This window comes from Streptomyces sp. NPDC006476 (genome assembly GCF_040612015.1).
GTDB classification, from domain to species: Bacteria; Actinomycetota; Actinomycetes; order Streptomycetales; family Streptomycetaceae; genus Streptomyces; species Streptomyces griseorubiginosus_B.
The window spans coordinates 23,969-48,932 of the sequence record NZ_JBEXPK010000034.1 but is presented as its reverse complement, the minus strand read 5'-3'; the positions used below and the strand labels follow the sequence as shown (position 1 = coordinate 48,932).

Below are 24,964 nucleotides of genomic sequence, written 5' to 3'. Positions count from 1 at the left end.
GAGCAAGCGTCGCAATCAAGCAAGGAGCCGCGGCATGAGCTACCAGCCCACCCCCGAGGACAGGTTCACCTTCGGCCTGTGGACCGTCGGCTGGCAGGGAAGGGACCCGTTCGGCGACGCCACGCGGCGTGCCCTCGACCCGGTCGAGACCGTGCAGCGCCTGAGCGAGCTCGGCGCCCACGGAGTCACTTTCCACGACGACGACCTGATCCCCTTCGGATCCTCCGACACCGAGCGCGAGTCGCACATCAAGCGCTTCCGCCAGGCCCTCGACGCGACCGGCATGACCGTGCCGATGGCCACCACCAACCTCTTCACGCACCCCGTCTTCAAGGACGGCGCGTTCACCGCCAACGACCGTGACGTGCGCCGCTACGCCCTGCGCAAGACCGTCCGCAACATCGACCTCGCGGTCGAGCTCGGCGCGAAGACCTACGTCGCCTGGGGCGGCCGCGAGGGCGCCGAGTCCGGCGCCGCCAAGGACGTCCGCGCCGCCCTGGACCGCATGAAGGAGGCCTTCGACCTTCTCGGCGAGTACGTCACCTCCCAGGGCTACGACCTGCGCTTCGCGATCGAGCCCAAGCCGAACGAGCCGCGCGGCGACATCCTGCTGCCCACCGTCGGCCACGCCCTGGCCTTCATCGAGCGCCTGGAGCGCCCGGAGCTCTACGGCGTCAACCCCGAGGTCGGCCACGAGCAGATGGCAGGCCTGAACTTCCCGCACGGCATCGCGCAGGCCCTGTGGGCGGGCAAGCTCTTCCACATCGACCTCAACGGCCAGTCCGGCATCAAGTACGACCAGGACCTGCGCTTCGGCGCCGGTGACCTGCGGGCCGCGTTCTGGCTGGTCGACCTCCTGGAGAGCGCCGGCTACGACGGCCCGCGCCACTTCGACTTCAAGCCGCCGCGGACCGAGGACCTCGACGGCGTGTGGGCCTCGGCCGCCGGCTGCATGCGCAACTACCTCATCCTCAAGGAGCGCGCGGCCGCCTTCCGCGCCGACCCGGAGGTGCAGGAGGCGCTGCGTGCCTCGCGCCTGGACCAGCTCGCCGAGCCGACCGCTGGCGAGGGACTGCAGGCCCTGCTCGCCGACCGGAGCGCCTTCGAGGAGTTCGATGTCGAGGCGGCCGCCGCGCGCGGGATGGCCTTCGAGCGGCTCGACCAGCTGGCCATGGACCACCTGCTGGGCGCGCGCGGCTGAGCACCGCCACACACGCGTGCGGGTGCTCGGCGATCTCCGTGGCTGAGCGACCTCCGTACGGAATGCTTCGGAATCATGCGGTCCAGGGCATGGATACGTATCAAGTTCCGTACGGGGGTCGCCGCGTGCCCGGTTCCCGGCGACTCTGGACGGTATGGCCATGCCGCCCGTACCGCCTCAGCCACCCGGGCCGCCGGGTGGCGGCTTCGGACCACCCTCGGACCCTCCCGGCTCCGGCCACGGTGCGGGAGGGAGCTATGGGGCCGGAGGGGGCTACGGCCCTCCTCCGGGGAGCAACGAGCCGCCGACCTACACGGATTGGCAGCCTCCGCCCCTGCCGCCCAGAAGGCGCCGGAGCCCGCTGCTGGTCCTCCTGGCCGGTGTCGCGGCGGTGGCGGTCGTGGTCGTCATCGTGCTGATGGCCACCGGCCGCCATGACTCGCCGGACAAGAAGTCACCGGCCGGCAGCGGCAGTTCCGGTCCCTCCCCGTCCCGGTCGCTGGGCATCCCGACCGCATTGCCGAGCGAGCTGCCCAGCCGGCTGCCGTCGAAGCTGCCCAGCGAACTGCCGAGCGGAATCCCGAGCGGTCTTGAGCCGCTGATCCCCTCGCTCGGGGATGTGGACCTGCCCTGACGCTCAGACGCCGTGCGGCAGCCGCACGTACACCACCGTCGTCTCGACACCGCTGTCGACCAGCCGGCCCTGCGCGTCGAACGCGCCCGCGCCGTCCGTCATCCCGAAGTCGTTGTCGTTGATCAGGGCGAGCGTGTCGTGATCCACGCGCGCGACGCCCTCGATCTTCCCCGGCACACCGGTGACCTTGCCCAGGTCGACGACCAGCCGCTTGTCGAGCACCGGTACACCTGCGGCCGCCGGATCGTCGAGCTGCTCCAGGGAGGGCGAGGTCGTGTCGTCGTCGTAGGGGCCGCCGAGAATGTTCGCCTTGCGCCCCAGCTTCACCAGTTGCAACCGCGCGGCCTTGTCCGTGCGCTCCTCGACCAGCAACCGGTCACCGCCCACGGCGACCACCGAGGAGATCTTCAGCTCCGAGGTGTCGTCCTCGCTCGGGTCGACGACGTCGACCGGATCGAAGCGGTAGGCGTACTCGCCGGTGACCGCCTTCTTCTTCGGCGAGAACCGCAGCAGGCGCGTGGTGCGCGACGCCTCGCCCGCGGCCGTGTCGGGCAGCGACAGCGGGCTCTGCAGTGCGATCACCAGATCACCGCCGGGCAGCTGCGCGAGCCCCTCGAAACCTCGGTTGGTCTTCCGGTGCAGCAGGACGGCGGGAAGCCCCTCCACCACCGGGTAGTCGGCCCCCGTGAGGTTGAGGCCCTTGGGGACGTAGCGCGTGAGCACCTTCCCACGCGCGGAGACGTGCACGAGCGAGGGGCTGTACTCGTCGATCAGCCAGAACGTCCCGTCCGCGGCCCGCACGATGCCCTCGGTGTCCAGCCCGTTCGGGTTGTACGACAGCGGGCTCTTCGCGTCGTAGGAGTACGGCGCCTCGTCGCGCCCCTGCTGGTTCGACAGCCCGGTGACGGCCTTCCCGGAGGACGTGGTGATCGGGATGGCGTCCAGAACCTTCACGGTGTCGCCACTCACCCGGATCCTCACGATCGCCGGATCGAAGCCGGGGACGGGAAAGGTCCGGCGCTTGGTGCCGCTGACCTTGATCTGTCCGTTGGGCCCCCGGTCGGTCACCGTCCAGAACTCGCCCTTGTGGCCTGCCGGATAGATGTCACTGCCGATCCCGCCCAGGTCGATGCCGTGGTCGTCGCCCACCGAACCGGGCAGCAGCGCGTTGCTGAACGCCCCCAGCGGAATGTCCCCGAGCGTTGCCGTGCGGACGACACGCGCGTCCTTCTGCGCCGGTGCGCTCACGGCCGGACCGGCCGTCACGAGGGCGGCGATCACGGCGAGCGGAACGCCCACCGTGACGGGGCGTCGAACGCGGAGCCGACCGGTGGCGTGCGGGGACATCGGGCCTCCTCAGGGGCAACTACGGTGACAGCGGCCAGATTTGGCGGCAAGGGCGAACGCGCCGCGAAGTCACGGTGAACGGCATGCGTCCACTGCCCGAGCACACAGGCCTCACTCAGGTGCCGTCGTCCTCGAGAGTCGACTCCACAGAGGCCAGCGCTGTCGCCGGATCCGGGGACGGCCCGCCGGCCGGTGCCCAGCGACCGCGCTCCTTGCGGTACGGCCACCACTGGCCGTCCCGTCCCAGGCGCAGCTGGACCGGTGAGCCCAGCACCGTCCAGCGGTTGCCGCTCGACCGCAACGACGGTTGCTCGCCGTCGTCCCAGGCCGACTCCAGAGCGGCACGTGCGCGTGCGAGCGTTTCCCCCGTCACGGCCCACTCCTCCTCCAACACGGCGAGCGCTGCCGCACCGCCGAGGCTCCACGCGCGCGTGGCGTGCGCCAACCCCGCTCGGTCCCGCCTCGATCCGGCCGCCAGGCGATCCATGACCTGCTGTTCCGGGGTCCCCATGGCAAGGCGTACCGCGTCCTGAGCCAACGTCAACTCCGCTTGGCAGTCGGCGGGTTCAGGGGCGAGCGCCTCGGCCAGCAACCGGTGGGCTTCCACGGCGGTGCGGGCGGCCAGGTACCGGACGGCGCCCGGATCCACGCCGGGTGCGGGCGGGGCCTCGGTGTCCAGGGACGGGGGCATACCGGGCTCGGTGGGAAGGTCCGCCACGGCGGGCAGCGGGGGCAGGAGATCATCAGCGGTGTACGCCTCGGCGGCGTCCACCCCCTCCGGTCCCGCGACCGGTGCCTCGCGGCTCTGGAGGCCCTCCAGCAGGGCCTGTTCGCCCCGTCCGCGCATCAGCAGCAGGACGAAGGGATCCTGGTCCAGCAGTCGCGCCAGCTGGTAGCAGAGGGCCGCCGTGTGCGCGCAGTGGTCCCAGGCTCCGCAGTCGCACTCCGGTTCCAGGTCGCCGAGGCCGGGCAGCAGGTCGACGCCCGCCGTCGCCGCGTCCTCGACCAGGTGGGGCGGCATTTCACGGTCGAGCAGCGCGGCCACGTGCCCGGCCCGCTCGACCGCCATGCCCAGAAAACGGTCCCACTGCTCGCTGTTCAGCTCCTCCAGCAGCACATCCGCCCGGTGTGCCGTACCGTCGCGTCCCCTGACCACGGCCGTGACCCGTCCCGGCCGCACGGACATCGCGCCCACCGCACCGGTGCGGGCGAGCCGGCGCCCCGCTTTCAGCTGCCGGGCGTCCAGGGCCGTGTCCTCCAGCGCCTTCAGCCAGGCATGGCCCCACCACGTCTGCGCGAAACCCCGCCCATGCGCGGGCGGAAGGGCGGCGAACGTACGCGCCCCGTCGTCGTGGTGATCGTTCATCGCGTGCCCCCTCGCAGCTCCACCAGGTCGGCCAGTTCCGCGTCCGTCAGCTCTGTCAAGGCCACCTCGCCCGAGCCCAGCACCGCGTCGGCCAGCTTCTGCTTGCGGGCGAGCATGTCGGCGATGCGGTCCTCGACGGTTCCCTCCGCGATCAGTCGGTGCACCTGTACGGGGCGGCTCTGGCCGAGGCGGTGGGCGCGGTCGGTGGCCTGGGCCTCGACGGCGGGGTTCCACCAACGGTCGTAGTGCACGACGTGCTCGGCTCGGGTGAGGTTCAGCCCGGTGCCCGCCGCCTTCAACGACAGCAGGAAGACCGGAACTTCACCGTCCTGGAAACGCCGCACCATCGCCTCGCGTTCCTCGACCGGCGTCCCCCCGTGCAGGAACTGCGCCGTGATGCCACGGGCCGTCAGATGCCGTTCGAGGAGCCGCGCCATGCGCACGTACTGGGTGAAGACCAGAACGCTCGCCCCCTCGGAGAGGATCGTGTCGAGCAGTTCGTCCAGCAGTTCTAGCTTCCCGGAGCGGCCGGCGATCCTGGGCCGCTCCTCTTTGAGGAACTGCGCCGGGTGGTTGCAGATCTGCTTCAGCCCCGTCAGCAGCTTCACGATCAGTCCGCGCCGAGCCATGGCGCCGGCCCCGGAGATCTCCGCGAGCGTCTCGCGCACCACCGCCTCGTAGAGGGCGGCCTGTTCGGGGGTCAGCGACACCGCGCGGTCGGTCTCCGTCTTCGGCGGGAGTTCCGGCGCGATCCCCGGGTCCGACTTGCGGCGGCGCAGCAGGAACGGCCGTACCAGCCGCGCGAGCCGCTGCGCGGTGGCGGGATCACGCCCGCCCTCGACGGCCCGCGCGTACCGGGTGCGGAAGGTGCCGAGGCGGCCCAGCAGCCCCGGGGTCGTCCAGTCGAGGATCGCCCACAGCTCCGACAGGTTGTTCTCCACCGGGGTGCCGGTGAGCGCCACGCGCGCGCGTGCGCCGATGGAACGCAGCTCCCGCGCGGTCGCCGAGTACGGGTTCTTCACGTGCTGCGCCTCGTCGGCCACCACCAGGTCCCAGGGCACGTCCGCGAGGCGGGTCGCGTCCAGGCGCATCGTGCCGTAGGTGGTGAGCACGAACTCCCCGTCCTCCAGGGCGTCGAGGTCGCGCTGCGGACCGTGGAAGCGGCGCACGCGCGTCCCGGGCGCGAACCTCTCGATCTCCCGCTGCCAGTTGCCCAGCAAGGACGTCGGACACACCACGAGGGTGGGCCCGGCGTTGGCGGTGTCGGACTGACGGTGCAGATGCAGCGCGATCAGCGTGATCGTCTTGCCGAGCCCCATGTCGTCGGCCAGGCAGCAGCCCAGCCCCAGGGAGGTCATCCGTGCCAGCCAGCTCAGGCCTCGCCGTTGGTAGTCCCGCAGTGTCGCGGTCAGCGCGGCGGGCTGGTCGACAGGCTCTTGCGCTTCCGGCGCCATCAGCCGCTCTCGCAGGGCGGCCAGCCACCCCGTGGGCTGTACGTCGACCCGGCGGCCGTCGACCTCGGTGGAACCCGTCAGCGCGGCACCCAGGGCGTCGACGGGTGTGATCTTGGGATCCTCCAGGGCACGGGCCCGGCGTACCTCCTGAGGGTCGACCAGGACCCACCGGTCGCGCAGCCGTACGACGGGCCGGTCGGCCTCGGCGAGCCGGTCCAGTTCCTCACGGGTGAGCCTGTCTCCACCCAGTGCGAACCACCAGTCGAAAGCGAGGAGGGCGTCCATGGACAGGAACGACGGAGTGTCGGAGCCGGTCCTGGGTGCGTCCTCGGGCGGGCCGATCACCGCGCGGGCCGTCAGGTCGCGGGTGAACTCCTTCGGCCAGTGCACCTCCACACCGACCACGGCGAGAGCTCGCGCGCCCACGCCCAGGAGCTCGCTGACGTCCTCGTCGGCGAGGTCGAGGGTGCCCGGCACACTGGTCGCGAGGAGTGGCGTCAGCGGCGGCCAGGCCCTGCAAGCGCGGCGGAGCGCGAGAAGGGCGTCCATCCGCGCGTGAGGGCCGAAACCGGCGGCCGTGTTCGGCGAGTCGTCCCAGATGTCGGCGGCATCCGCGACGAGCCGGGGGTCACTCACGCTGTGCACCTGCAGCACGGCCCGGAACGTGATCGCCCAGTCCTCGTCCGCCGATCCCGCGATCCCGGGCGCCTCGACGCGCAGGGAGAGCCGTACGCCCGCGTCGTGCCCGGCGGCGACCTCGGCGGCCCAGGCGCGCTGCTCGGGCAGCTGCTGCGGTTCCTGGGCCGCGTGCGCGGGGCCACCGGTCACCAGTGGGGCAGCGGGGGAGCGGGGCAGGGCGTCGGTCACCGCGTCCAGGAAGGCTCGCAGCAGTTGTTCCGGCGCGGGCAGCCGCGGTGGAGCGCTGGCGTCCAACGGCACGGCGTGTGCCTCCGGCGGCATGGCGGCGGCGAGTTCCCGGACACGGTCGAGGTCAGCCACGGACAGGGGGCCGATGCGCCAGGCGTCGTGGTCGCCGGGCGACAGCCCGGGCAGCAGCAGCCCCCGTGCCAGGAACTGCAGGGCCAGTACGGCGGCCGTGCCCCAGAACACCGGTGCCCGGTGTCCGTCTGCGTGGGCACGCGCACGCGTGAGGACCGGCAGCGCCGCCCGCACCGGCAGCGAGAGCGCGGGCACCTCGGCCGGTTCGACGCCCTCGCCGCCGGGCCGGATGACCGTCAGGTTTCCGAGGGAGCCAGCAGCCGTGAGCGGTGGGACACCGCCGTCGGGCCTCCAGAAGGCCACCGTGCCGCTTCGGGCCGGATCGCCCGGCACGAACACGGCACAACAGCGGGCCAGTTCGGAAGTCTCTGCCGGTGTTGCCGCGAGGTTCCTCTGCACAGCTGACCGTACTCCTCAAATTTGACTACCGCTTTCGGCGCCGCCGAGGGTACAGCATTCGGCCGGCCTTCGACACGAGCCGACGGGACGGCCCACCGCGCTCCCGGCATGCCGAGGTGTCGTCAACCCCCCTGCGCCACAGGGGCTGCCCCCAGTCCGTACCCGGGGGGCCGCCTCATGGTCTTGGCAGCAGCCCTCTACGTACGTTTCCTCAGGTCAGCCCGTTGCCGAGGGAGCCGGAGACCCGACATGCCCGAGCCCACCACAGCCGTCGCCGAACCACTGCGCAAGGCGCGGGACGCGCCGACCGGAAGCGAGTTCGCACCCCTCCTGCGCACGGTCAGGGAGCAGGGACTTCTGGAACGGCGCCTGGGCTGGTACGCGCTCGGCATCGCCGTCAACGCTCTGGCGCTGGCCGGAGTCGTCACGGGCGTCGTCCTCGCCGGCGACACCTGGTGGTCGCTGCTGCTGGCCCCGCTGCTCGCCCTGTTCTGCGCCCGCACGGCCTTCGTGGGCCACGACGCAGGCCATTACCAGATCACCGGCGACAGAAGGGCCGCCCGTGCGATCGGACTGATCCACGGCAACCTACTGCTGGGCATGAGCTACGCGTGGTGGAACGACAAGCACAACCGCCACCACGCCAACCCCAACCACATCGACAAGGACCCGGACGTCCTCGCCGACGTCCTCGTCTTCACCGGAGAGCAGGCCAGGGACCGATCCGGCTTCCGGCGCTGGCTGACCCGCAACCAGGCCTGGCTCTTCTTCCCGCTCACGCTTCTCGAAGGCGTCGCTCTGAAGGTGCACGGCTTCCGGTATCTGCGCAGGCAGCCCGCCGGCCGGGCCGCCGTGGAAGGCGCCCTCCTCGCACTGCACCTCGCCGGGTACGCGACACTGCTGCTGACCTCGCTGTCCCCGGGCAAGGCACTCGCGTTCGCCGCCCTTCACCAAGCGCTGTTCGGCCTGCACCTCGGGATGGCTTTCGCCCCCAATCACAAGGGCATGGAGATGCCGGACCCGGACGGCGAGCGCTGGGGCCATCTGCGTCGGCAGGTGCTCACCTCACGCAACGTCCGCGGCGGCTTCCTGACCGACTGGTTCCTCGGTGGCCTCAACTACCAGATCGAGCACCATCTCTTCCCCAGCATGCCCCGGCCCCATTTGCGCCTTGCCCGGCCTCTGGTGCGGGCGCGCTGCCGGGAGTTGGGTATTCCCTATGCGGAGACCGGGCTCGTCGACTCCTATCGGCAGGCCCTGCGTCACCTGCACGAGGTCGGGGAACCCCTCAGGACGTGATCGCTGTGGGGGCTCTCAGGGACGACTCGGGGTCGCGGCTCAGGGACGTCTCAGGGTCGTGACTCGGAACCGCGGGAAGCGCGGGCCCGTTTTCAGGACAGAGAGCGGCAGTGGCCGCGAAGGAGGCGACGTAACATGTCGAAGAACGCGAAGATCGCCGTGGGGGGTGTGGCGGTCGGAATCATCCTGCTGTTCTGGCTGCCCTGGTGGGTGTCGCTCCTGATAGTCCTGGGAGTCCCGGCCGCCGCCTACCTCACCCTGGACCCCTCCCAGCGGCGCAGGCTGCGCCGCGTCACCCGCAAGGAGCTCGGTCGCTGAGGCACTACCGCGCGAGAGCGTCCCGGTCGTCCAGTGCGCACGAGTCGACCACATCGCCGCTCGCCGGCCGCGCGACGGTGTGGTCGGCGGGCGGCCGCACGCCCTCCTCCACCCAGGAGACCAGCGCGTCGAACGCCGACCGGTAACACGGCAGGATCGGCCGCAGCCGGTCCGGATAGGTGTCGTACAGCCCGTCGACATGCGTGCCGCCCTCGATCGTGTAGGAGCGGTGCAGTGCGCCCCGCCCCCGCGCGTCGACCATGCGCGCGTACACGTCCGAGTCGGCGGCCTTGGGCAACAGGGCGTCCAGGTCCCCGTGCAGCGTGATCAACGGCCTGCCGATGCGCCCGGTCAGCGCCACCCTGGCCACGGCACGACGGACGGCGGCGGGGCGAGAGGTGTAGGCGTAGCGGGCGTCGCTCGGGCAGGGGGCCAGGATCTGCTCGGCCGTGCCACCGGCGGACGGACCGGGGCAGCCGGGGTCGTAGGCCGGGTCGAACTCGGCGCGATAGATCTTCTGGGTGACCCCCCAGTAGGCGTTCTCGTGGTAGGGCCACAGGAACTCCGAGCCGCGCGCGAAGCCCACCGCGTACATGTCCTCGTCCCGCGCCGAGCCCAGCATCCGCGCCACCGCGGTGGGCAGCGAGGTCAGCAGGTTCGGACCGTCGGCGGTCCACAGGGCGCCCTCCCAGTCCACACCGCCGTCGTACAGCTCCGGATGGTGCTCCAGCTGCCAGCGGGTGAGATAGCCGCCGTTGGAGATGCCGGTGATGTATGTGCGGCGCGGGGCGTGCCCGTAGCGCTGGGCCACCGCACGCCTGGCCGCCCGGGTGAGCTGGGTAGTGCGCGCGTTCCATTCGGCGACGGCGTCGCCGGGCCGGGTGCCGTCGCGATAGAAGTCGACACCACTGTTGCCCTTGTCGGTGGCCGCGTACGCGTATCCCCGGGCGATCACCTGGTCGGAGATCGCCGTGTCCGTCGCGTACTGCCGGCGGGTGCCCGGGGCGCCCGTGACCACGAGGCCGCCGTTCCAGTGGTCCGGCAGCCGGATCACGAACTGCGCGTCGTGATGCCAGCCGTGGGTGGTGTTGAAGTGCGAGGAGTCCGGGAAGTAGCCGTCGATCTGTGTCCCGGGCACCCCGGAGGGGGTGATGGTGCCCTTGGCCGTCAGTCCCGCCTGGTCCGCCATGTCGGTGTATCGCGTGCCGGCGAGCCCGGTCGTCGTGAGGTCCGGCAGACATGCGCCGCGCTGGAAGGCCGCACCGGGCACCTGGACGCGCTCCTGCCGGGCGCAGTGCCCGTCACCGACGGCCGTGGCCGTGGCGGGAGGCGGCCAGGTCAGGGCCGCCGCCACCAGTGTGGCGGCGCCGAGTGGAACGGCACGGGACGGACGCATGACGGCCTCCAGGGCAGCACGGGAGGAAGGGCGTCCCGACAGGGCCGGGCGCCTGTGGCTGCCTCATGCTGCGATCCGTGCCGTGCGGCATCCATGGGGTGGGAGCACACGGAACGGAGCCGCGACATGGGTGCTGGAAACAGACGGGCGTTGAATCGTGGTGCGGTTGGGATCAACTCGGGCGGACAGCCATCTTGTCGAGCGCTTCGAGGAGTCCGGGCAGTTCCGGCCCACGGCCCACCGGCAGCACCTCGCCGGGCTCCGCATCCAGCAGCACGAAAGCGATGTCGTCGGTCCTGGCCACCAGCGACCAGCCGGGACCGTCGGCCCGCAGGGTGCGTGCGTCGCCCGAGGCGAAGGACGACCGGACCCGCCCGAGCGGCGGCGGCGAGTCCACGTACGCGCGTGCCTCGGCGAGCACACGACGGATGCCGCTGTGGCCCTTGCCCTTCTCGTTGTCCTCGCCCCGGGCGGCCGTGCCGCTATCCGCCGCCTTCTCGCCGCCCGTGGAGCCGGCAGCGGTCCCCGTCTCCTCCGCCGTCCCGGCCGCGGCCGAATCCGGGCGGGGGGCGAAGTCGGCGTCGTCGATCTGCTCCCGCCACAGGGCCCATTGCAGCGCGATCTCGTCCGCGCCCAGGCGCCGCTGAGCGGGGCCCCAGGTCGCCGTGTCCGGCGGCGACAGCGGCGGACCGTCCGCGGTCTCGGGATCCGGATCATGCGGTGCGGGCACGCCGGGAGCCGCTACGGCGACCGCCAGGGGCCAGCCCGGCAGAGCGGCGACGACCGAGCGTTCGTCGGGCGACAGGTCGTACTCCATGCCGCAGTCCCAGGACGCGATGGCGACGGCGACCAGGGAGACGTCGTCGACGACGACCGTCCACCGGGCGCCGTCCCCGTCCTGGCCCAACACCAGGCCGTATCCGTCGGCGAGCGGCGCGAGGCCGAGCGCCGCGCAGGCCTCCGGATAGTCGTCGCCCAGCACGCTCGGAAACTTCGCCGGCGTCAGCAGTACCGCCGTGAGCACATAGAGCGCCTCGTCCGCGGCGGCGACGGCGTCCTCGTCCGTCCCGGCCATCCCAGCCTCCCCATCGGTTCGTCCAACGGCGCGCACCCTAATGCGCGTGGAAGCTCCTTGTCACGACTGGCAAGCCCACCCGGAGCTGCTGTTTTCCGGCTGGACGGGGCGAATCGACCATCCGTCGCCGGGCGCGTCAGGCCGCCGGAAGCCCCAGCAGCGTACGCGCCACGGTCCGCGGCGACTCGTCGCGCTCCCGCGCCAGCGCGATGACGGCCCTGCACGCCAGCTCGTTGACCCCGAAGGACAGTGCCTCCGGCGACACCCAGCCGGCCGCCTCGTCGATGCGGTCCTGGTCGTCCTCCGCGCACGCCGAGACGTACGCGGCGGCCGCTTCGAAAAGATTGTGTGTACGTTTGTCCCGGCCGTGGTTCATCTCCGCCCGCACCGCGGTGAGGAATCTGGCACAGGACTTGCGCACCCTGCCCAACATGCTGACCACCTTCCCCCTGCGTGGTTGCCCTCGCTGATCGTCCATCTCCTGCCATTCAACGTAGAGTTGGAGCTCCGGCGGCAGAAGGGGGACGGCCCGGTGAACCGCTTCGAACGGCTCGAACAGATCCGGAGCCTGGATCCGTACCGGGACGCCTCCGAGATCTACCGGCTCAGCGCGGCCTACGAGTTCCCGTGGGACTTCACCCGCTCCCTCGAACTGGCCCTCTACCGCACCTACGCGGTACCCAGCATCGGGCGCCTCCTGGCGGAGACGGCGGAGCTGACGGAGCGCTCGCAGAAGCGGTACGACGACACCACGCTGCTGCTGGACGCGGTCGTCGAGCACGGCTTCGCCGGCGAAAAGGGCCGCACCGCCATCCGCAGGATCAACCAGATGCACCGCGCCTACGACATCGGCGACGACGACATGCGCTACGTCCTGTGCACCTTCGTCGTCATGCCCAAGCGGTGGATCGACGCGTACGGCTGGCGCCGGCTTTCGCGGCACGAGACCGTGGCCGCCGCCGAGCACTACCGCACCCTGGGGCGGCACATGGGCATCAAGGAAATCCCCGGGTCCTACGAGGAGTTCGAGGCCTGTCTCGACGCCTACGAGGAGGCCCACTTCGCCTGGGACGAGAACGCGCGCCGTGTCTCGGACGCCACGCTGGCCCTGATGGCCTCCTGGTACCCGCGTCCCCTGGCACCCGTCCTGCGCACCGTCACGCTATCCCTGCTCGACGACCACCTCGTGCGGGCCTTCCGCTACCCGCCTCCGGGCGCCGTTACGCGCGCGTGCGTACGTCGTGCGGTACGCGCGCGTGGCCGCCTCGTCCGGCTGCTGCCGCCGCGCAGGGCACCCCACTACGCGCGCCAGAACCGGGAGGTCAGGGGCTACCCGAACGGCTACGAGCTGGGCCGGTTGGGCACGCGCCCCGTTCCGGGCCTCGGAGGGTGCCCGGTGCGGCGCCAGGAGGGGGCATCCGCCGAGTGAGGCGATGGTGTCCCGCAGCCGGCTGAGCTCGGCCCGCGAGATGGCCCGCGAGATGGCCCGGGCGATGGTCAGCAGGCCACGCCGGAAGGAATCGGGCAGCTCCTCGGCGCGCAGCGGCCAGTCACCGTCGTAGAAGAAGCTCGCCGGCTCCTCCAGGAGGGCCAGCCGACGGCGCAGTACGCCGACTGTGCGGGGGCGTCGTCGAGGTGGCGCAGGACGGCGAGCATGGTGAACCACGGGTTCTCGTCGGTGAGGTCGCGCTGGTCCGGCTCGGCGAGGCGTCGACGCAGTTCTTGCCGTCGCAGACAGCCGCCGACCTTTCCGGGCACGGCATCAGCGACCGCCCGGCCCATTTCGGATACACGCTGGACAACCACGCCGACGCGCTGGTCGCCGCCCTGGACGCCGCGGGCGTCGGCGAGCCGAACTCGTCGCCCCCAGCATGGGCGGCGCCGTCGCCATCGTGCTGGCGCACCGGCGGCCGGAGCTGGTCTCCCGGCTCGTCCTCAGCGAGGCCAACCTCGACGCCTTCCCGCCGACGGCGCTCACGCACGCGTGCTGGAGAAGCTGAGTCCGCAAGGGGCGGCCACCATGCGCCTGGCCGACCCGCGTGCCCTGCACCGCACGGCCGTCGCCCTGCGGCACGTATCAACTCCCGTGATTCGCGTGGTGACCGTGCCGGGCGCCGGTCACAACCTCATGTTCGTCAACCCCGACGCCTTCGTGGCGGTGGTCGCGGGCCGGTTGTGACGGTCAGTCCACGCGCACGGCCAGCGCGAGGAAGCGGCTGTCCTGGTCGACGTACGAGGTCATCCGCCAGCCCGAACCGGCCAGCAGAGGGCCGAGGTTGGGCTCCGCGCGCAGGTCGTCCGGGGTGATCTGCCGGCCCTGGCGGGCCGCGAGCGCGGCGCGGCCGATGGGATGGAACAGCGCGAGCGTGCCGCCGGGACGCGTCACCCGCCGCAACTCCCGCAGAGTCTCACCCGGTTGAGGAAGGTGCGCGATCAGCCCCGCGGCGAACACCGCGTCCAGCGAGGCCGACCGGAGCGGCAGCGCGGCCACGTCGGCGAGCAGCAGCCGCCCGTCGCGGTCCCTGCCGGCCCGTACGGCGGCCTGGAGCATCTCCGGTGTCAGATCGGCTCCTACGACCACCCCCGAGGCGCCCACGGCGGCACGCAGCGGCGTCAGTGCCCTTCCGGTGCCGCAGCCCGCGTCGAGCACCCGCTCGCCCTCGCGCAGTCCGAGCTCGGCCACCGCCGCCGCGTAGGCGGGACCGTCGTCGGGGAACCTGCTGTCCCAGCCGGCGGCACGGCTACCGAAGAACTCCTGGACGTGTGTGTGGTCCTCGCTCATGTTCCGCATGATCCCGCACCGACAGGGATGACGCCGCTGCGCACACGTTCGAGCGCGACGCGGTCGTTCAGATACCTCTCTGCGTCATATTCCAACACCTTTCGAAATGCGCCCCCTTTGTGCACCCGTGAGGGGGCTACCGTCCCGGGGCCATGGGACACCTGGACCACGCCACCTTCGGCTGGCTGACCCCCGTGCTGTCGTACGTGATGGCCTGCATAGGCGCCGCGCTCGGACTGCGCTGCACCGTCCGCGCCCTCGGCGCCACCGGCCGCTCGCGCCGCAACTGGCTGATCACCGCCGCATCCGCGATCGGCACCGGCATCTGGACCATGCACTTCGTGGCCATGCTCGGTTTCGGCGTGAGCGGCACCGACATCCGCTACGACGTGCCGCTCACCATCGCGAGCCTGCTCGTCGCCGTCCTGGTCGTGTGCGCCGGTGTCTTCGCCGTCGGCTACAGCCGGGACCGCAACCGGGCGCTGTTCCTCGGCGGACTCACCACCGGACTCGGCGTCGCGAGCATGCACTACCTGGGCATGGCGGCGGTACGGCTGCACGGACACGTCAGCTACGACCCGGCCCTCGTCGGCCTCTCCGTGCTGATCGCCGTCGTCGCGGCGACCGCGGCCCTGTGGGCGGCACTCAACATCAAGTCGCCCGTCGCCGTCACCGTCGCCTCCCTGATCATGGGCGCCGCCGTGAGCAGCATGCACTACACCGGGATGTTCGCGGTGAGTGTCCGGGTCACCCCCTCGAGCCAACCCCTGCCCGGGGCCACGGTGATGCAGTTCATCTTCCCCCTCGCCGTCGGCCTCGGGTCCTACCTGTTCCTGACCTCTGCCTTCGTCGCGCTGTCACCGACGACGGGGGAGCGCGAGGCCTCCGCCTCGGCGCAACGGCCGGTCGAGAGCGTCCCCGGCTAGCGCCGGATCCGGCGCCGACGGCACGCCCACGAACCACTCCTGAGCGAGGAGTCCATGCGTACACCCCGTAGGAGCCCCACCACCGGCGCCGAGGCGCCGCCCTCGCCTCCCGTGCGCGGCCGTCGCGCCCACGCGGGACCGCCGGCCGACGAAAGCACGGAGGAACCCCTCGGCGCGGTGCCGCAGGATCCGCCCACGCGCGCGGGGCACTGGCGAATACGCCCCCGCACCGTCCGCGCCAAGATCGTCTGCCTGCTGATGGTGCCGGTCGTCTCGCTGCTCGCCCTGTGGGCCTACGCCACCGTCACCACCGCCCAGGACGTCTCCCGGCTGCGTCAGTTGCAACGCGTCGACACCGAGATCCGCTCACCCGTCGGCACGGCCGTCGCCGCGCTGCAGGCCGAACGAACGGCCGCCGTGGGATACGCCACCGCCCCGTCCGCGGGGCAGAGCGGCGACTACAAGAAACTCACCGAGCGCACCGACGAAGCCGTGGCCAGGCTGCGCCTCGGCGACGACGACACCGTCGCCGACAGCACCGAGCTGCCTCCCGGGGTGGCCCGGCGGCTGCGGGCCTTCGTCACCGGCGCCGAGCAGCTGCGTGCCCTGCGCAGCCAGGTGCTCGACCGCCGCGCCGACTGGGCTGAAACGTACCGCCAGTACACCAGGACCGTCGCCGAGGCCTTCGCGGTGGACGGCGCGCTCACCGGCATCCAGGACGCCGACCTCGGCTCCGACGCGCGCGTACTGCTCGAGTTCTCCCGCGCGGGCGAGTCCCTGGCCCAGGAGGACGCTGTCCTCGCCGGTGCGCGACCTGCCGAGGGCCTGAGCGGGCAACGGCTGCGCCTGTTCACCGGTGCCGCGCAGACCCGACGCACCCTCACCGAGGCCGCCGTCGCCGACCTGAGCGGCTCCGAGCGCGACGCCTGGCACACTCTCGCCTCCGACAGCGCCTACACCGCCCTCGGCGACGCGGAGGACCGGATCGCCGACGGCACTCCGGGCCCGCTGCAGGCGATGGCACCGGAGGACACCTGGGACAAGGCACACACGCGCGTGCAGGACGGCATGCGCACCATCGAGGCCGACGCGGGACACGGAGTCGCCGAGCGCGCCGACCCGTTCACGCGCGGACTGCTCACCCCGGCCGGCGCCGCCGTCCTCTTCGGCCTCGCAGCCGTGGCCGCCTCCCTCGTCATCTCCGTACGCATCGGCCGCGGTCTCGTCGTCGAACTGGTCAGCCTCCGCAACAGCGCCCTCGAGATCGCCCGCCGCAACCTGCCCGAGGCGATGCGCAAGCTGCGGGCCGGCGAAGAGATCGACGTCGAGGCCGAGGCACCGCCGGGACCACCCGCCGAGGACGAGACCGGACAGGTCGCCGAAGCGCTCGGCACCGTGCACCGCGCCGCCCTGCGGGCCGCCATCGAACGCGCGGAGCTCGCCAGTGGCATCTCCGGGGTGTTCGTCAACCTCGCCCGCCGCAGCCAGATCCTCGTCCACCGCCAGCTCAGCCTCCTGGACAGCATGGAGCGCCGCTCCGACGACCCCAATGAACTCAGCGACCTGTTCCGCCTCGACCACCTCACCACCCGGATGCGGCGCCACGCCGAGAGCCTGATCATCCTCTCCGGCGCCGCACCCGGCCGGGCCTGGCGCATGCCGGTCTCCCTGACCAACGTGGTGCGCGCGGCCGTGTCCGAGGTCGAGGACTACGCGCGCGTGGAGGTACGCCAGCTCCCCGAGGCGGCCGTCATCGGCGCGGCCGTCGCCGACCTCACCCACCTGCTCGCCGAACTCGTCGAGAACGCAGCCCAGTTCTCGCCGCCCCACACGCGCGTGCGCGTCACCGGCGAACCCGTCGGCAACGGCTACGTCGTCGAGGTCGAGGACCGGGGGCTGGGCATGGGCGGCGAGACCCTCGCCGAGGCCAACCGCCGCATCGAACAGTCCGAGGCACTCGACCTCTTCGACAGCGACCGGCTCGGCCTGTTCGTGGTCAGCCGGCTCGCCGCCCGCCACGGCATCAAGGTGCACCTGCGCACCTCCCCCTACGGTGGTACCACCGCGGTCGTCCTGCTGCCCACCGCCCTTCTGCACGGCGGCGCGGCGGAACGTTCCCCCCGCAGGGCCGCCGCCGAGGCGGAACGCCCCCAGGAACGCGAGTACGCGCGCGTACCCGGCGCCGAACGGCAGGAGTCCGTACCGGCCCTGGCCGAGCGGCCCGCGCTCGCGGCCCCCGCAGCGGCCGCGGCGGACAGGGCGGCCGAACCCCCACCTCCCGGAGTCACCACCTTGCGCCTGCACCGACCCCAGGACGACGCCGAGGACACCGACGACCTGCCCCGCCGGGTACGCCAGGCCAGCCTCGCCCCCCAACTGCGCGAGCGAAGCACCGAGAAACCGGCCACCCAGAACTCCGGCTCCCGCCACGAGGACCAGCGCACCCCCGACGTCGTGCGCGACCGCATGGCGGCCTACCGCGACGGCTGGGCGCGCGGCGGCGGCAGGCAGCCCGGCCGCGGTGCCACACCCGACCACACAGCGCGCAGCGACAGCAGCGAAGGAGATCGCGCATGATCCAGGACCCGAACACGAGGGCAGACATGGGGGTCCCCCCGCTCGAGCGAAGTCGTGAGTGGGGAAAGTCCGGCGAACTCGACTGGCTGCTGGACGACCTGGTGCTACGCGTGACCGAGGTGCGGCACGCGGTGGTCCTGTCCAACGACGGACTCGCCGTGGGCGCGTCCACCGATCTGCGCCGCGAGGACGCCGAACACCTCGCCGCGGTCGCCTCAGGCTTCCACAGCCTGGCCAAGGGGGCAGGACGCCACTTCGGCGCGGGCGGGGTGCGCCAGACCATGGTGGAGATGGACGACGGCTTCCTGTTCGTGGCCGCGGCAGGCGACGGCTCCTGCCTCGCCGTGCTCACCGCCGTGACCGCCGACATCGGACTGGTCGCCTACGAGATGGCCCGGTTGGTCAAACGGGTCGGCGAGCACCTGTACACGGCGCCGCGCATCGCCGCGCGGCCTCCCGCCGCCGGTTGACGCGAGAGGCGGTCCGCGCGACATGAGCGACGACAGGACCGGCGCCGGGCAGCAGCAGCCGGGCAGCCAGTGGTACGACGGCGAGGCCGGGCCTCTCGTACGGCCGTACGCCATGACCGGCGGACGCACCAGGCCGGGCCCCACGGGGGTCCGCTTCGACCTGATCGCCCTGGTCACCCTGGACGCCGGCGCGCCCGGCCCAGACGAGGCGGGCGGGCTCGGTCCGGAGCACCGGGCCCTGCTCGACCTGTGCCGCACCGAGACCCAGTCGGTCGCCGAACTCGCCGCGGGAGCCGATCTGCCCGTCGGCGTGGTCCGGGTGCTTCTGGGCGACCTGCTCGAACTCGGCTGCGTCACCGTCAGCCGCCCGGTACCGCCCGCCCAGCTTCCCGACGAACGGATTCTGCGCGAGGTGATCGCGGGGCTGCGCGCGCTGTAGACGACAGTTCACAACCACCCGGGCACGGACGGTCCCGACTTGTGCACCCACCCGGACACCGAACAGGTATCGGTCGGTCGCATCGGGCAAAAAGCGGTCCAATCCCACGGAGAAGGGACGCAGTTGTCATGATGCTGATTTCGACCGATGCCGACCGTTGCCGGCACTCCCGAGAGAAGTGATCCATGGTCTCCGAGCACTCCGACGCCGACGGCGGCGAGACGGCCGCGCTGGCGCTGAAGATACTGGTCGCCGGCGGATTCGGCGTGGGCAAGACCACCCTGGTGGGTGCGGTCAGCGAGATCCGGCCGCTGCGCACGGAGGAGCTGCTCAGCGAGGCCGGGCAGTGGGTGGACGACACCGACGGCGTGGACCAGAAGGTCACGACCACCGTCGCCATGGACTTCGGCCGCATCACCATCCGTTCCGGCCTGTCGCTCTACCTCTTCGGCACCCCGGGCCAGGACCGCTTCTGGTTCCTGTGGGACGAGCTGTCACAGGGTGCCCTCGGTGCCGTGGTCCTCGCCGACACCCGGCGCCTCGAGGACTGCTTCCCTGCCGTGGACTACTTCGAGCACCGGCACATCCCGTTCGTGGTGGCCGTCAACTGCTTCTCCGGGGCCCGCCGTTACAACGCACAGGACGTCTCACGCGCCCTCGACCTCGACCAGGGGACACCGGTGGTGCTCTGCGACGCCCGGGACCGCGACTCCGGGAAGGAGGTGCTGATCCGGCTCGTCGAGTACGCCGGGCGGATGCACACCGCCCGGCTGCTGGACTCGGTCGGCTGACCGGACGTCAGCTCGCGACGGCCTTCTCCGCCAGGACCTTGTCGATCGTGACGCGCACGAGGAGTTCGCCCGGCACGCCGTTGCGCGTCCCGAACTCCTCGGCCCGGTCCTCGCCCATGTACCGGGCGCCGATGCGGGTGGCCCAGTACCGCACCTGCTCGAGGTCCTCCGAGATGTGGGCGCGCCCTTGCAGCACGACGAAGTCGTACGGCGGCCGGTCGGCGTCCACACACAGCGCCGCCCGCCCGTCACGGGCCAGGTTCCGCCCCTTCACGCTGGTCTTGGCGGTGTTGAACACCAGGTCGTCGCCGTCCAGGACGAACCAGATGGGCGTCACGTGCGGACTCCCGTCGGCCCGGACGGTCGACAGTTTCGCGGTGCGGGTGCCGTCCGAGACGAACGCCCGCCATTCCTCATCGGTCATCTTCTGTGCCATGCCCCTATCCTCCTTGCCCGCGGGCGCAATGGTGGGGAAGGCTGACGGGAGATCCTCCGGCCAGGGGGAGTCGTCACACGGGGAGATCCGGAACATGGCGCAGAACCAGACACTTGGCTGGCTGCTGGACGACCTGACCGAGCGCGTCGAACATGTGCGGCATGCGCTGGTCCTGTCCAACGACGGGCTGGTGACGGGAGCGAGCACGGGACTGCGGCGGGAGGACGCCGAGCATCTCGCCGCCGTCTCGTCCGGGCTGCACAGCCTGGCCAAGGGCTCGGGACGCCACTTCGGCGCGGGCAGAGTACGCCAGACGATGGTCGAGTTCGACGACGCGGTGCTGTTCGTCACCGCCGCCGGCACCGGCAGCTGTCTGTGCGTCCTCAGCGCCGCGGAGGCCGACATCGGACAGATCGCCTACGAGATGACCCTGCTTGTCAACCGCGTCGGCGAACACCTCGACGTGGAGGCCCGACAGCCCGACCGATCTCCATTCCCAGAGGCCTGACCTGCTGGTTCTCCCTCCTCCGTGGAGTTATCCACAGGTCGGCCACGAGATCCGCCCCAGCGGCTACGGTTTTTCCGAGGCCGCACGAACGGCGGCGGCCACCTACTCCACGGGGGAGAGATCATGTCGGGCAACATCGTCACACCATCGACCGCCGGGGCGTACACGCCCAGCCGCGCCGCGCGGGAACTGGGGCTGAAACGAGGTGAGTTCGACCTCGCGGCCGATCTCGGACTCGTCCGTACCGTCCCCGACGAGGGCGGGGGCGGACGGCGCGTCACCCGCGCCGAGATCGACCGGCTGCGCGGCGAGGACGGTTTTCCCGAGACACTGCTGAAACGCGTCGAGGTCGTCGGCACCACGGCGGGCGCCGCTCTGCTGGAGGTCTCCTCCGGCAGGTTCACCCGGCTCGCCCGGCTGGGCATGATCGTGCCGGTGCGGTTCTATCTCAACCGCTATCGGGCCGTGGTCTGGCTCTATCTGACCGACGAGCTACGGCAGTTCGCGGCCGACGAGGACAACACGCCCCTCCTGAGCGGCCGTACGCCTGCCGATCTGCGCCAGAAGCTGGAGCAGGGCATGGACGCGCGACCGCGCAACTGGCGCGGTCGCCGGCTCGGGTTCCTGACCCGGCAGGCCGCGGGCCATCCCTGGGCCAAGGCGGCGGCCGTCGCCTCGATGCTCGACCCCGTCCAGGTCGCGGACATCGTCAAGGACCCGTACGAGCACGCCCACTTGAGCCGGTTCCTGCCCAAGCCCGTGTCCTACGGCGCCCCCAACTCACCCTCCGCACAGCTCGCCGAGCGGATCCTGAAGGCCGACGAACCGGACGAGATCGGCTGGTTCCGCGCCGACCTCGCGCACGCACTGGACATCGCCCGCACACAGCACCCGGCGCCGCGGCCGCGGCCGGCTCCCCAGACGCGGGAGGAACGGATGCACCCAGTACCAGCGGCGGCGGAGCAGGCCCCGCCCGCCGTCGACGCCGGCGAGCACTCCCGGGGGCTGCTCGGCTGGCTGCGCCGCAGAAACTCCTGACCTACAGCGGCCGGAACAGGCCCTCCTGGACCACGGACACCAGCAGGCGTCCCTCCAGGTCGTAGATCCGCCCACGGGCCAGGCCCCGGCCGCCCGTCATGATCGGCGACTCCTGGTCGTACAGGAACCACTCGTCCGCGCGGAACGGCCGGTGGAACCACATGGCGTGGTCCAGCGACGCGATGTCGAAGCTCCGCGGACCCCACAGGGGCTGGACCGGGATGCGCACGGCGTCCAGCAGGGTCATGTCGCTGGCGTAGGTCAGCGCGCAGGTGTGCACGACCGGGTCGTCGCCCAGCGGTCCGACCGCGCGCATCCAGACGGCACTGCGCGGCTCGGCGTCCTTGATCTCCTCCGGGGTCCAGCGCAGACGGTCCACGTAGCGAATGTCGAAGGGCTGGCGGCGCGCCATGCGCTCCAGCTGCTCCGGCAGCGCGCCGTGATGCTCCTGGATCTCCTGCACGACCGTCGGCAGGGACTCCGGGTCCGGGACCTTGCGGGCCGGCGGCAACTGGTGCTCGAAGGGACCTTCCTCAGGCTTGTGAAAGGAGGCGGTGAGATTGAAGATCGTGCGGCCCTGCTGCACGGCGGTGACCCGGCGCGTGGTGAACGACCTGCCATCCCGGACCCGCTCGACCTGGTACACGATCGGCACGCCCGGCCGGCCCGGGCGCAGGAAGTACGCGTGCAGCGAGTGCACGGGGCGGTCGCCGTCCGTGGTGCGGGCGGCGGCGACCAGCGCCTGGCCCGCCACCTGGCCGCCGAAGACCCGTTGCAGGGACTCGTGGGGGCTCAGGCCACGGAAGATGTTGACCTCGATCTGCTCCAGGTCGAGCAGGTCGACCAGTCTCTCGGCCGGGTTCGTCATGGGTGCGTCGCTCCTTGGCTCACAGCTGTCCGACGTCGGTGACACGGACGACCGCACGGCCCTCCGCGTCGGAGGCCGCGAGGTCGATCTCCGCGCTGATGCCCCAGTCGTGGTCGTCGTTCGGGTCGTCGAAGATCTGCCGGACCCGCCAGAGACCGTTCTGCGGCTCCTCCTGGATCACCAGCAGCTTGGGGCCGCGGGCGTCGGGGCCGGTGCCGAGGTCGTCGTACTCGTCCCAGTACTTGTCCATCGCCTCGCCCCATGCATCCGCGTCCCAGCCGGAGTCGGTGTCCAACTCGCCCAGCTCCTCCACCTGGTCCAGGGCGGCGAGCTCGACGCGGCGGAACAGGGCGTTGCGGACCAGGACGCGGAAGGCACGCGCGTTGGCGGTGACGGGCTTGACCTCGTCCGCCTTCTCCTGGGCCTCCTCGGCGGTCATCTCCTCCGGGTTCGCCAGCTGCTCCCACTCGTCCAGCAGGCTGGAGTCGACCTGGCGGACCATCTCGCCGAGCCACTCGATGAGGTCCTGCAGGTCCTCGGACTTCAGGTCGTCGGGGATGTTGTGGTCGAGGGCCTTGTAGGCGCTGGCGAGGTAGCGCAGCACGATGCCCTCGGTGCGGGCCAGTTCGTAGAAGGACACCAACTCCGTGAAGGACATCGCCCGTTCGTACATGTCGCGGATGACGGACTTGGGCGAGAGCGGATGGTCGCCGACCCACGGATGGCTCTTGCGGTACGTGTCGTACGCGTGGAAGAGCAGTTCCTCCAGGGGCTTGGGGTAGCTGATGTCCTGGAGACGTTCCATGCGCTCCTCGTACTCGACGCCGTCCGCCTTCATCGCGGCCACGGCCTCGCCCTTCGCCTTGTTCAGCTGGGCGACGAGGATCTGCCGGGGATCGTCCAGCGTCGACTCGACGACGGAGACCATGTCCAGGGCGTAGGACGGCGACTCGGGGTCGAGGAGTTCGAAAGCGGCGAGCGCGAAGGTGGACAGCGGCTGGTTGAGCGCGAAGTCCTGCTGAAGGTCCACGGTGAGACGGACGATGCGGCCGCTGGCGTCCGGCGTGTCGAGCTTCTCGACGATGCCGCCGTCCAGCAGCGAGCGGTAGATCGCGATGGCCCGGCGGATGTGCCGCAGCTGCTGCTTGCGCGGCTCGTGGTTGTCCTCCAGCAGATGCCGCATCGCCTCGAAGGCGTTGCCCGGGCGGGCGATCACCGACAGCAGCATCGTGTGCGTCACCCGGAACCGAGAGGTCAGCGGCTCCGGCTCGGAGGCGATGAGCTTCTCGAAGGTGTTCTCCGTCCACCCGACGAAGCCCTCCGGCGCCTTCTTGCGCACGACCTTGCGACGCTTCTTCGGGTCGTCGCCCGCCTTCGCGAGGGCCTTCTCGTTCTCGATGACGTGCTCGGGCGCCTGCGCGACGACGAAGCCCGCCGTGTCGAAGCCGGCCCGCCCGGCCCGGCCCGCGATCTGGTGGAACTCGCGCGCCCGCAGCGTGCGCACTCGGTTGCCGTCGTACTTGGTCAGCGCCGTGAACAGCACGGTGCGGATGGGGACGTTGACGCCCACGCCGAGGGTGTCGGTACCGCAGATGACCTTCAGCAGGCCGGCCTGGGCGAGCTTCTCCACCAGTCGCCGGTACTTGGGCAGCATGCCGGCGTGGTGGACGCCGATGCCGTGCCGGACGTAGCGGGAGAGGTTGCGGCCGAACTTGGTGGTGAAGCGGAAGTTGCCGATCAGCTCGGCGATCTGCTCCTTCTCCTCCTTCGAGCACATGTTGATGCTCATCAGCGCCTGCGCCCGCTCCACGGCCTGGGCCTGCGTGAAGTGCACGATGTAGACCGGTGCCTGCCTGGTCTCCAGCAGGTCGGTGAGCGTCTCGGTGAGCGGGGTGAGCCGGTACTCGTAGGAGAGGGGCACCGGGCGGGTGGCCGAGCGGACCACCGACGTGGGGCGGCCGGTGCGGCGCGTGAGGTCCTTTTCGAAGAAGGACACGTCGCCGAGCGTCGCCGACATCAGGATGAACTGCGCCTGCGGGAGTTCCAGGATCGGGATCTGCCAGGCCCAGCCGCGGTCGCCCTCCGCGTAGAAGTGGAACTCGTCCATGACGACCTGGCCGACGTCCGCGTCCTTGCCGTCGCGCAGCGCGATCGACGCCAGCACCTCGGCGGTGCAGCAGATGACGGGTGCGTCGGCGTTGACGGACGCGTCGCCGGTCAGCATGCCCACGTTCTCGGTGCCGAACATCTTGCACAGCTCGAAGAACTTCTCCGAGACCAGCGCCTTGATCGGCGCCGTGTAGAAAGTGACCTCGTCGCGGGCCAGCGCGGCGAAGTGGGCGCCCGCCGCGATCATGCTCTTGCCGGAGCCGGTGGGTGTCGACACGATCACGTTCGCGCCGGAGACCACCTCGATCAGCGCCTCCTCCTGGTGGGGGTAGAGCGTCAGACCGCGCTCCTGGGCCCACGAGTCGAAGGCTTCGTAGAGGGCGTCGGGGTCGGCGGTCGAAGGAAGCTGATCGATGAGTGTCACGGACCCATCTTGCCTGGCGTCCTCCTCCATAGGGGAATCGGATGCGAGGTCGAAGATCACGACCAGTACGCTGTGTCGCCGACGGAGCGTCAGCGCACCCGGTCAACT

The 24,964-nt window shown here is 71.3% G+C and carries 22 protein-coding genes and 2 pseudogenes; 13 read left to right on the top strand and 11 right to left on the bottom strand.

The features are described 5' to 3' along the window. The first annotated feature begins 34 nt into the window (after positions 1-34). On the top strand, positions 35-1,201 hold the full coding sequence (gene xylA, locus ABZZ74_RS32350) for a xylose isomerase (RefSeq protein WP_356770999.1): 1,167 nt from the start codon (positions 35-37) through the stop codon (positions 1,199-1,201). Between the two features lie 391 nt (positions 1,202-1,592). Beyond that, entirely contained in the window at positions 1,593-1,835 is a 243-nt protein-coding gene (locus ABZZ74_RS32345) for a hypothetical protein (RefSeq protein WP_356770997.1), read from the top strand. A gap of 3 nt (positions 1,836-1,838) precedes the next feature. On the opposite strand, the gene ABZZ74_RS32340 is transcribed toward ABZZ74_RS32345, so the two are convergent. The 3 genes from ABZZ74_RS32340 to ABZZ74_RS32330 all read right to left on the bottom strand — a co-directional run bounded on the left by ABZZ74_RS32340 (position 1,839) and on the right by ABZZ74_RS32330 (position 7,400). After that, a complete protein-coding gene (locus tag ABZZ74_RS32340) occupies positions 1,839-3,182 on the bottom strand; it encodes an esterase-like activity of phytase family protein (protein ID WP_356770995.1) in 1,344 nt (447 codons plus the stop codon). Positions 3,183-3,297: 115 nt separating this feature from the next. Beyond that, positions 3,298-4,548: an SWF or SNF family helicase gene (locus tag ABZZ74_RS32335; protein WP_356770993.1), complete on the bottom strand. Its 1,251-nt coding sequence runs from the start codon at positions 4,546-4,548 to the stop codon at positions 3,298-3,300. Then, a complete protein-coding gene (locus tag ABZZ74_RS32330; protein ID WP_356770991.1) occupies positions 4,545-7,400 on the bottom strand; it encodes an SNF2-related protein in 2,856 nt (951 codons plus the stop codon). The genes ABZZ74_RS32335 and ABZZ74_RS32330 overlap by 4 nt, the downstream gene beginning before the upstream one ends. Positions 7,401-7,649: 249 nt before the next feature. On the opposite strand from ABZZ74_RS32330, the gene ABZZ74_RS32325 reads away from it, so the two are divergent. After that, a complete protein-coding gene (locus tag ABZZ74_RS32325; protein WP_356770989.1) occupies positions 7,650-8,699 on the top strand; it encodes an acyl-CoA desaturase in 1,050 nt (349 codons plus the stop codon). A 135-nt stretch (positions 8,700-8,834) separates the two neighbouring features. Next, the gene (locus ABZZ74_RS32320; protein ID WP_133046917.1) at positions 8,835-9,017 is read left to right on the top strand and encodes a hypothetical protein; all 183 of its coding nucleotides are present in this window, start codon (positions 8,835-8,837) and stop codon (positions 9,015-9,017) included. A gap of 4 nt (positions 9,018-9,021) precedes the next feature. Here the strand turns inward: ABZZ74_RS32320 and ABZZ74_RS32315 are convergent, their stop codons facing one another. The 3 genes from ABZZ74_RS32315 to ABZZ74_RS32305 form a co-directional block, all read right to left on the bottom strand. Continuing rightward, positions 9,022-10,413, bottom strand: coding sequence for a tannase/feruloyl esterase family alpha/beta hydrolase (locus tag ABZZ74_RS32315; RefSeq protein WP_356770987.1), 1,392 nt, complete (start codon positions 10,411-10,413; stop codon positions 9,022-9,024). A 172-nt stretch (positions 10,414-10,585) separates the two neighbouring features. Further along, positions 10,586-11,488 (bottom strand): hypothetical protein, encoded by a 903-nt coding sequence (locus ABZZ74_RS32310; RefSeq protein WP_356770985.1) that lies wholly within the window; start codon positions 11,486-11,488, stop codon positions 10,586-10,588. Between the two features lie 136 nt (positions 11,489-11,624). Beyond that, entirely contained in the window at positions 11,625-11,921 is a 297-nt protein-coding gene (locus ABZZ74_RS32305) for a hypothetical protein (RefSeq protein ID WP_356770983.1), read from the bottom strand. A 99-nt stretch (positions 11,922-12,020) separates the two neighbouring features. Between ABZZ74_RS32305 and ABZZ74_RS32300 the strand changes: the two genes are divergently transcribed. Further along, positions 12,021-12,917, top strand: a complete 897-nt coding sequence (locus ABZZ74_RS32300) for an oxygenase MpaB family protein (protein WP_356770981.1) — start codon at positions 12,021-12,023, stop codon at positions 12,915-12,917. Here the strand turns inward: ABZZ74_RS32300 and ABZZ74_RS32295 are convergent. Next, positions 12,906-13,216, bottom strand: a pseudogene (locus ABZZ74_RS32295) (PadR family transcriptional regulator); the annotation flags it as partial. The gene ABZZ74_RS32300 and the pseudogene ABZZ74_RS32295 sit on opposite strands and share 12 nt — an antisense overlap. On the opposite strand from ABZZ74_RS32295, the pseudogene ABZZ74_RS32290 reads away from it, so the two are divergent. Continuing rightward, positions 13,103-13,667 (top strand): annotated as a pseudogene (locus tag ABZZ74_RS32290) (alpha/beta fold hydrolase). The pseudogenes ABZZ74_RS32295 and ABZZ74_RS32290 overlap by 114 nt on opposite strands. Positions 13,668-13,670: 3 nt before the next feature. Here the strand turns inward: ABZZ74_RS32290 and ABZZ74_RS32285 are convergent. After that, on the bottom strand, positions 13,671-14,270 hold the full coding sequence (locus ABZZ74_RS32285) for a class I SAM-dependent methyltransferase (protein ID WP_356770979.1): 600 nt from the start codon (positions 14,268-14,270) through the stop codon (positions 13,671-13,673). A gap of 152 nt (positions 14,271-14,422) precedes the next feature. Here ABZZ74_RS32285 and ABZZ74_RS32280 point away from each other — a divergent pair, with 152 nt between their 5' ends. From ABZZ74_RS32280 to ABZZ74_RS32260, 5 genes are all read left to right on the top strand, one after another. Next, positions 14,423-15,196 carry an MHYT domain-containing protein gene (locus ABZZ74_RS32280; RefSeq protein ID WP_356770977.1) on the top strand — a complete coding sequence of 258 codons (774 nt, stop codon included), beginning with the start codon at positions 14,423-14,425 and terminating at the stop codon, positions 15,194-15,196. A 54-nt stretch (positions 15,197-15,250) separates the two neighbouring features. Beyond that, complete coding sequence (locus ABZZ74_RS32275; RefSeq protein WP_356770975.1) at positions 15,251-17,773, top strand: nitrate- and nitrite sensing domain-containing protein; 2,523 nt, start codon at positions 15,251-15,253, stop codon at positions 17,771-17,773. Between the two features lie 26 nt (positions 17,774-17,799). Continuing rightward, the gene (locus tag ABZZ74_RS32270; RefSeq protein WP_356771068.1) at positions 17,800-18,243 is read left to right on the top strand and encodes a roadblock/LC7 domain-containing protein; all 444 of its coding nucleotides are present in this window, start codon (positions 17,800-17,802) and stop codon (positions 18,241-18,243) included. Positions 18,244-18,265: 22 nt separating this feature from the next. After that, positions 18,266-18,682, top strand: coding sequence for a DUF742 domain-containing protein (locus ABZZ74_RS32265; protein WP_356770973.1), 417 nt, complete (start codon positions 18,266-18,268; stop codon positions 18,680-18,682). 185 nt (positions 18,683-18,867) lie between these two features. Beyond that, entirely contained in the window at positions 18,868-19,473 is a 606-nt protein-coding gene (locus tag ABZZ74_RS32260) for an ATP/GTP-binding protein (protein WP_133046908.1), read from the top strand. A 7-nt stretch (positions 19,474-19,480) separates the two neighbouring features. Here the strand turns inward: ABZZ74_RS32260 and ABZZ74_RS32255 are convergent, their stop codons facing one another. Beyond that, complete coding sequence (locus ABZZ74_RS32255; RefSeq protein WP_356770971.1) at positions 19,481-19,909, bottom strand: PPOX class F420-dependent oxidoreductase; 429 nt, start codon at positions 19,907-19,909, stop codon at positions 19,481-19,483. 94 nt (positions 19,910-20,003) lie between these two features. On the opposite strand from ABZZ74_RS32255, the gene ABZZ74_RS32250 reads away from it, so the two are divergent. Together ABZZ74_RS32250 and ABZZ74_RS32245 are read left to right on the top strand one after the other, a co-directional pair. Then, positions 20,004-20,417 carry a roadblock/LC7 domain-containing protein gene (locus ABZZ74_RS32250; RefSeq protein WP_356770969.1) on the top strand — a complete coding sequence of 138 codons (414 nt, stop codon included), beginning with the start codon at positions 20,004-20,006 and terminating at the stop codon, positions 20,415-20,417. A 123-nt stretch (positions 20,418-20,540) separates the two neighbouring features. Beyond that, positions 20,541-21,455, top strand: a complete 915-nt coding sequence (locus ABZZ74_RS32245; protein WP_356770967.1) for a DUF6397 family protein — start codon at positions 20,541-20,543, stop codon at positions 21,453-21,455. A gap of 1 nt (position 21,456) precedes the next feature. On the opposite strand, the gene ABZZ74_RS32240 is transcribed toward ABZZ74_RS32245, so the two are convergent. Together ABZZ74_RS32240 and ABZZ74_RS32235 are read right to left on the bottom strand one after the other, a co-directional pair. Then, positions 21,457-22,323, bottom strand: a complete 867-nt coding sequence (locus tag ABZZ74_RS32240; RefSeq protein WP_356770965.1) for an acyl-CoA thioesterase II — start codon at positions 22,321-22,323, stop codon at positions 21,457-21,459. Positions 22,324-22,342: 19 nt separating this feature from the next. After that, on the bottom strand, positions 22,343-24,856 hold the full coding sequence (locus tag ABZZ74_RS32235) for a DUF3516 domain-containing protein (RefSeq protein ID WP_356770963.1): 2,514 nt from the start codon (positions 24,854-24,856) through the stop codon (positions 22,343-22,345). Between the last annotated feature and the right edge of the window lie 108 nt (positions 24,857-24,964).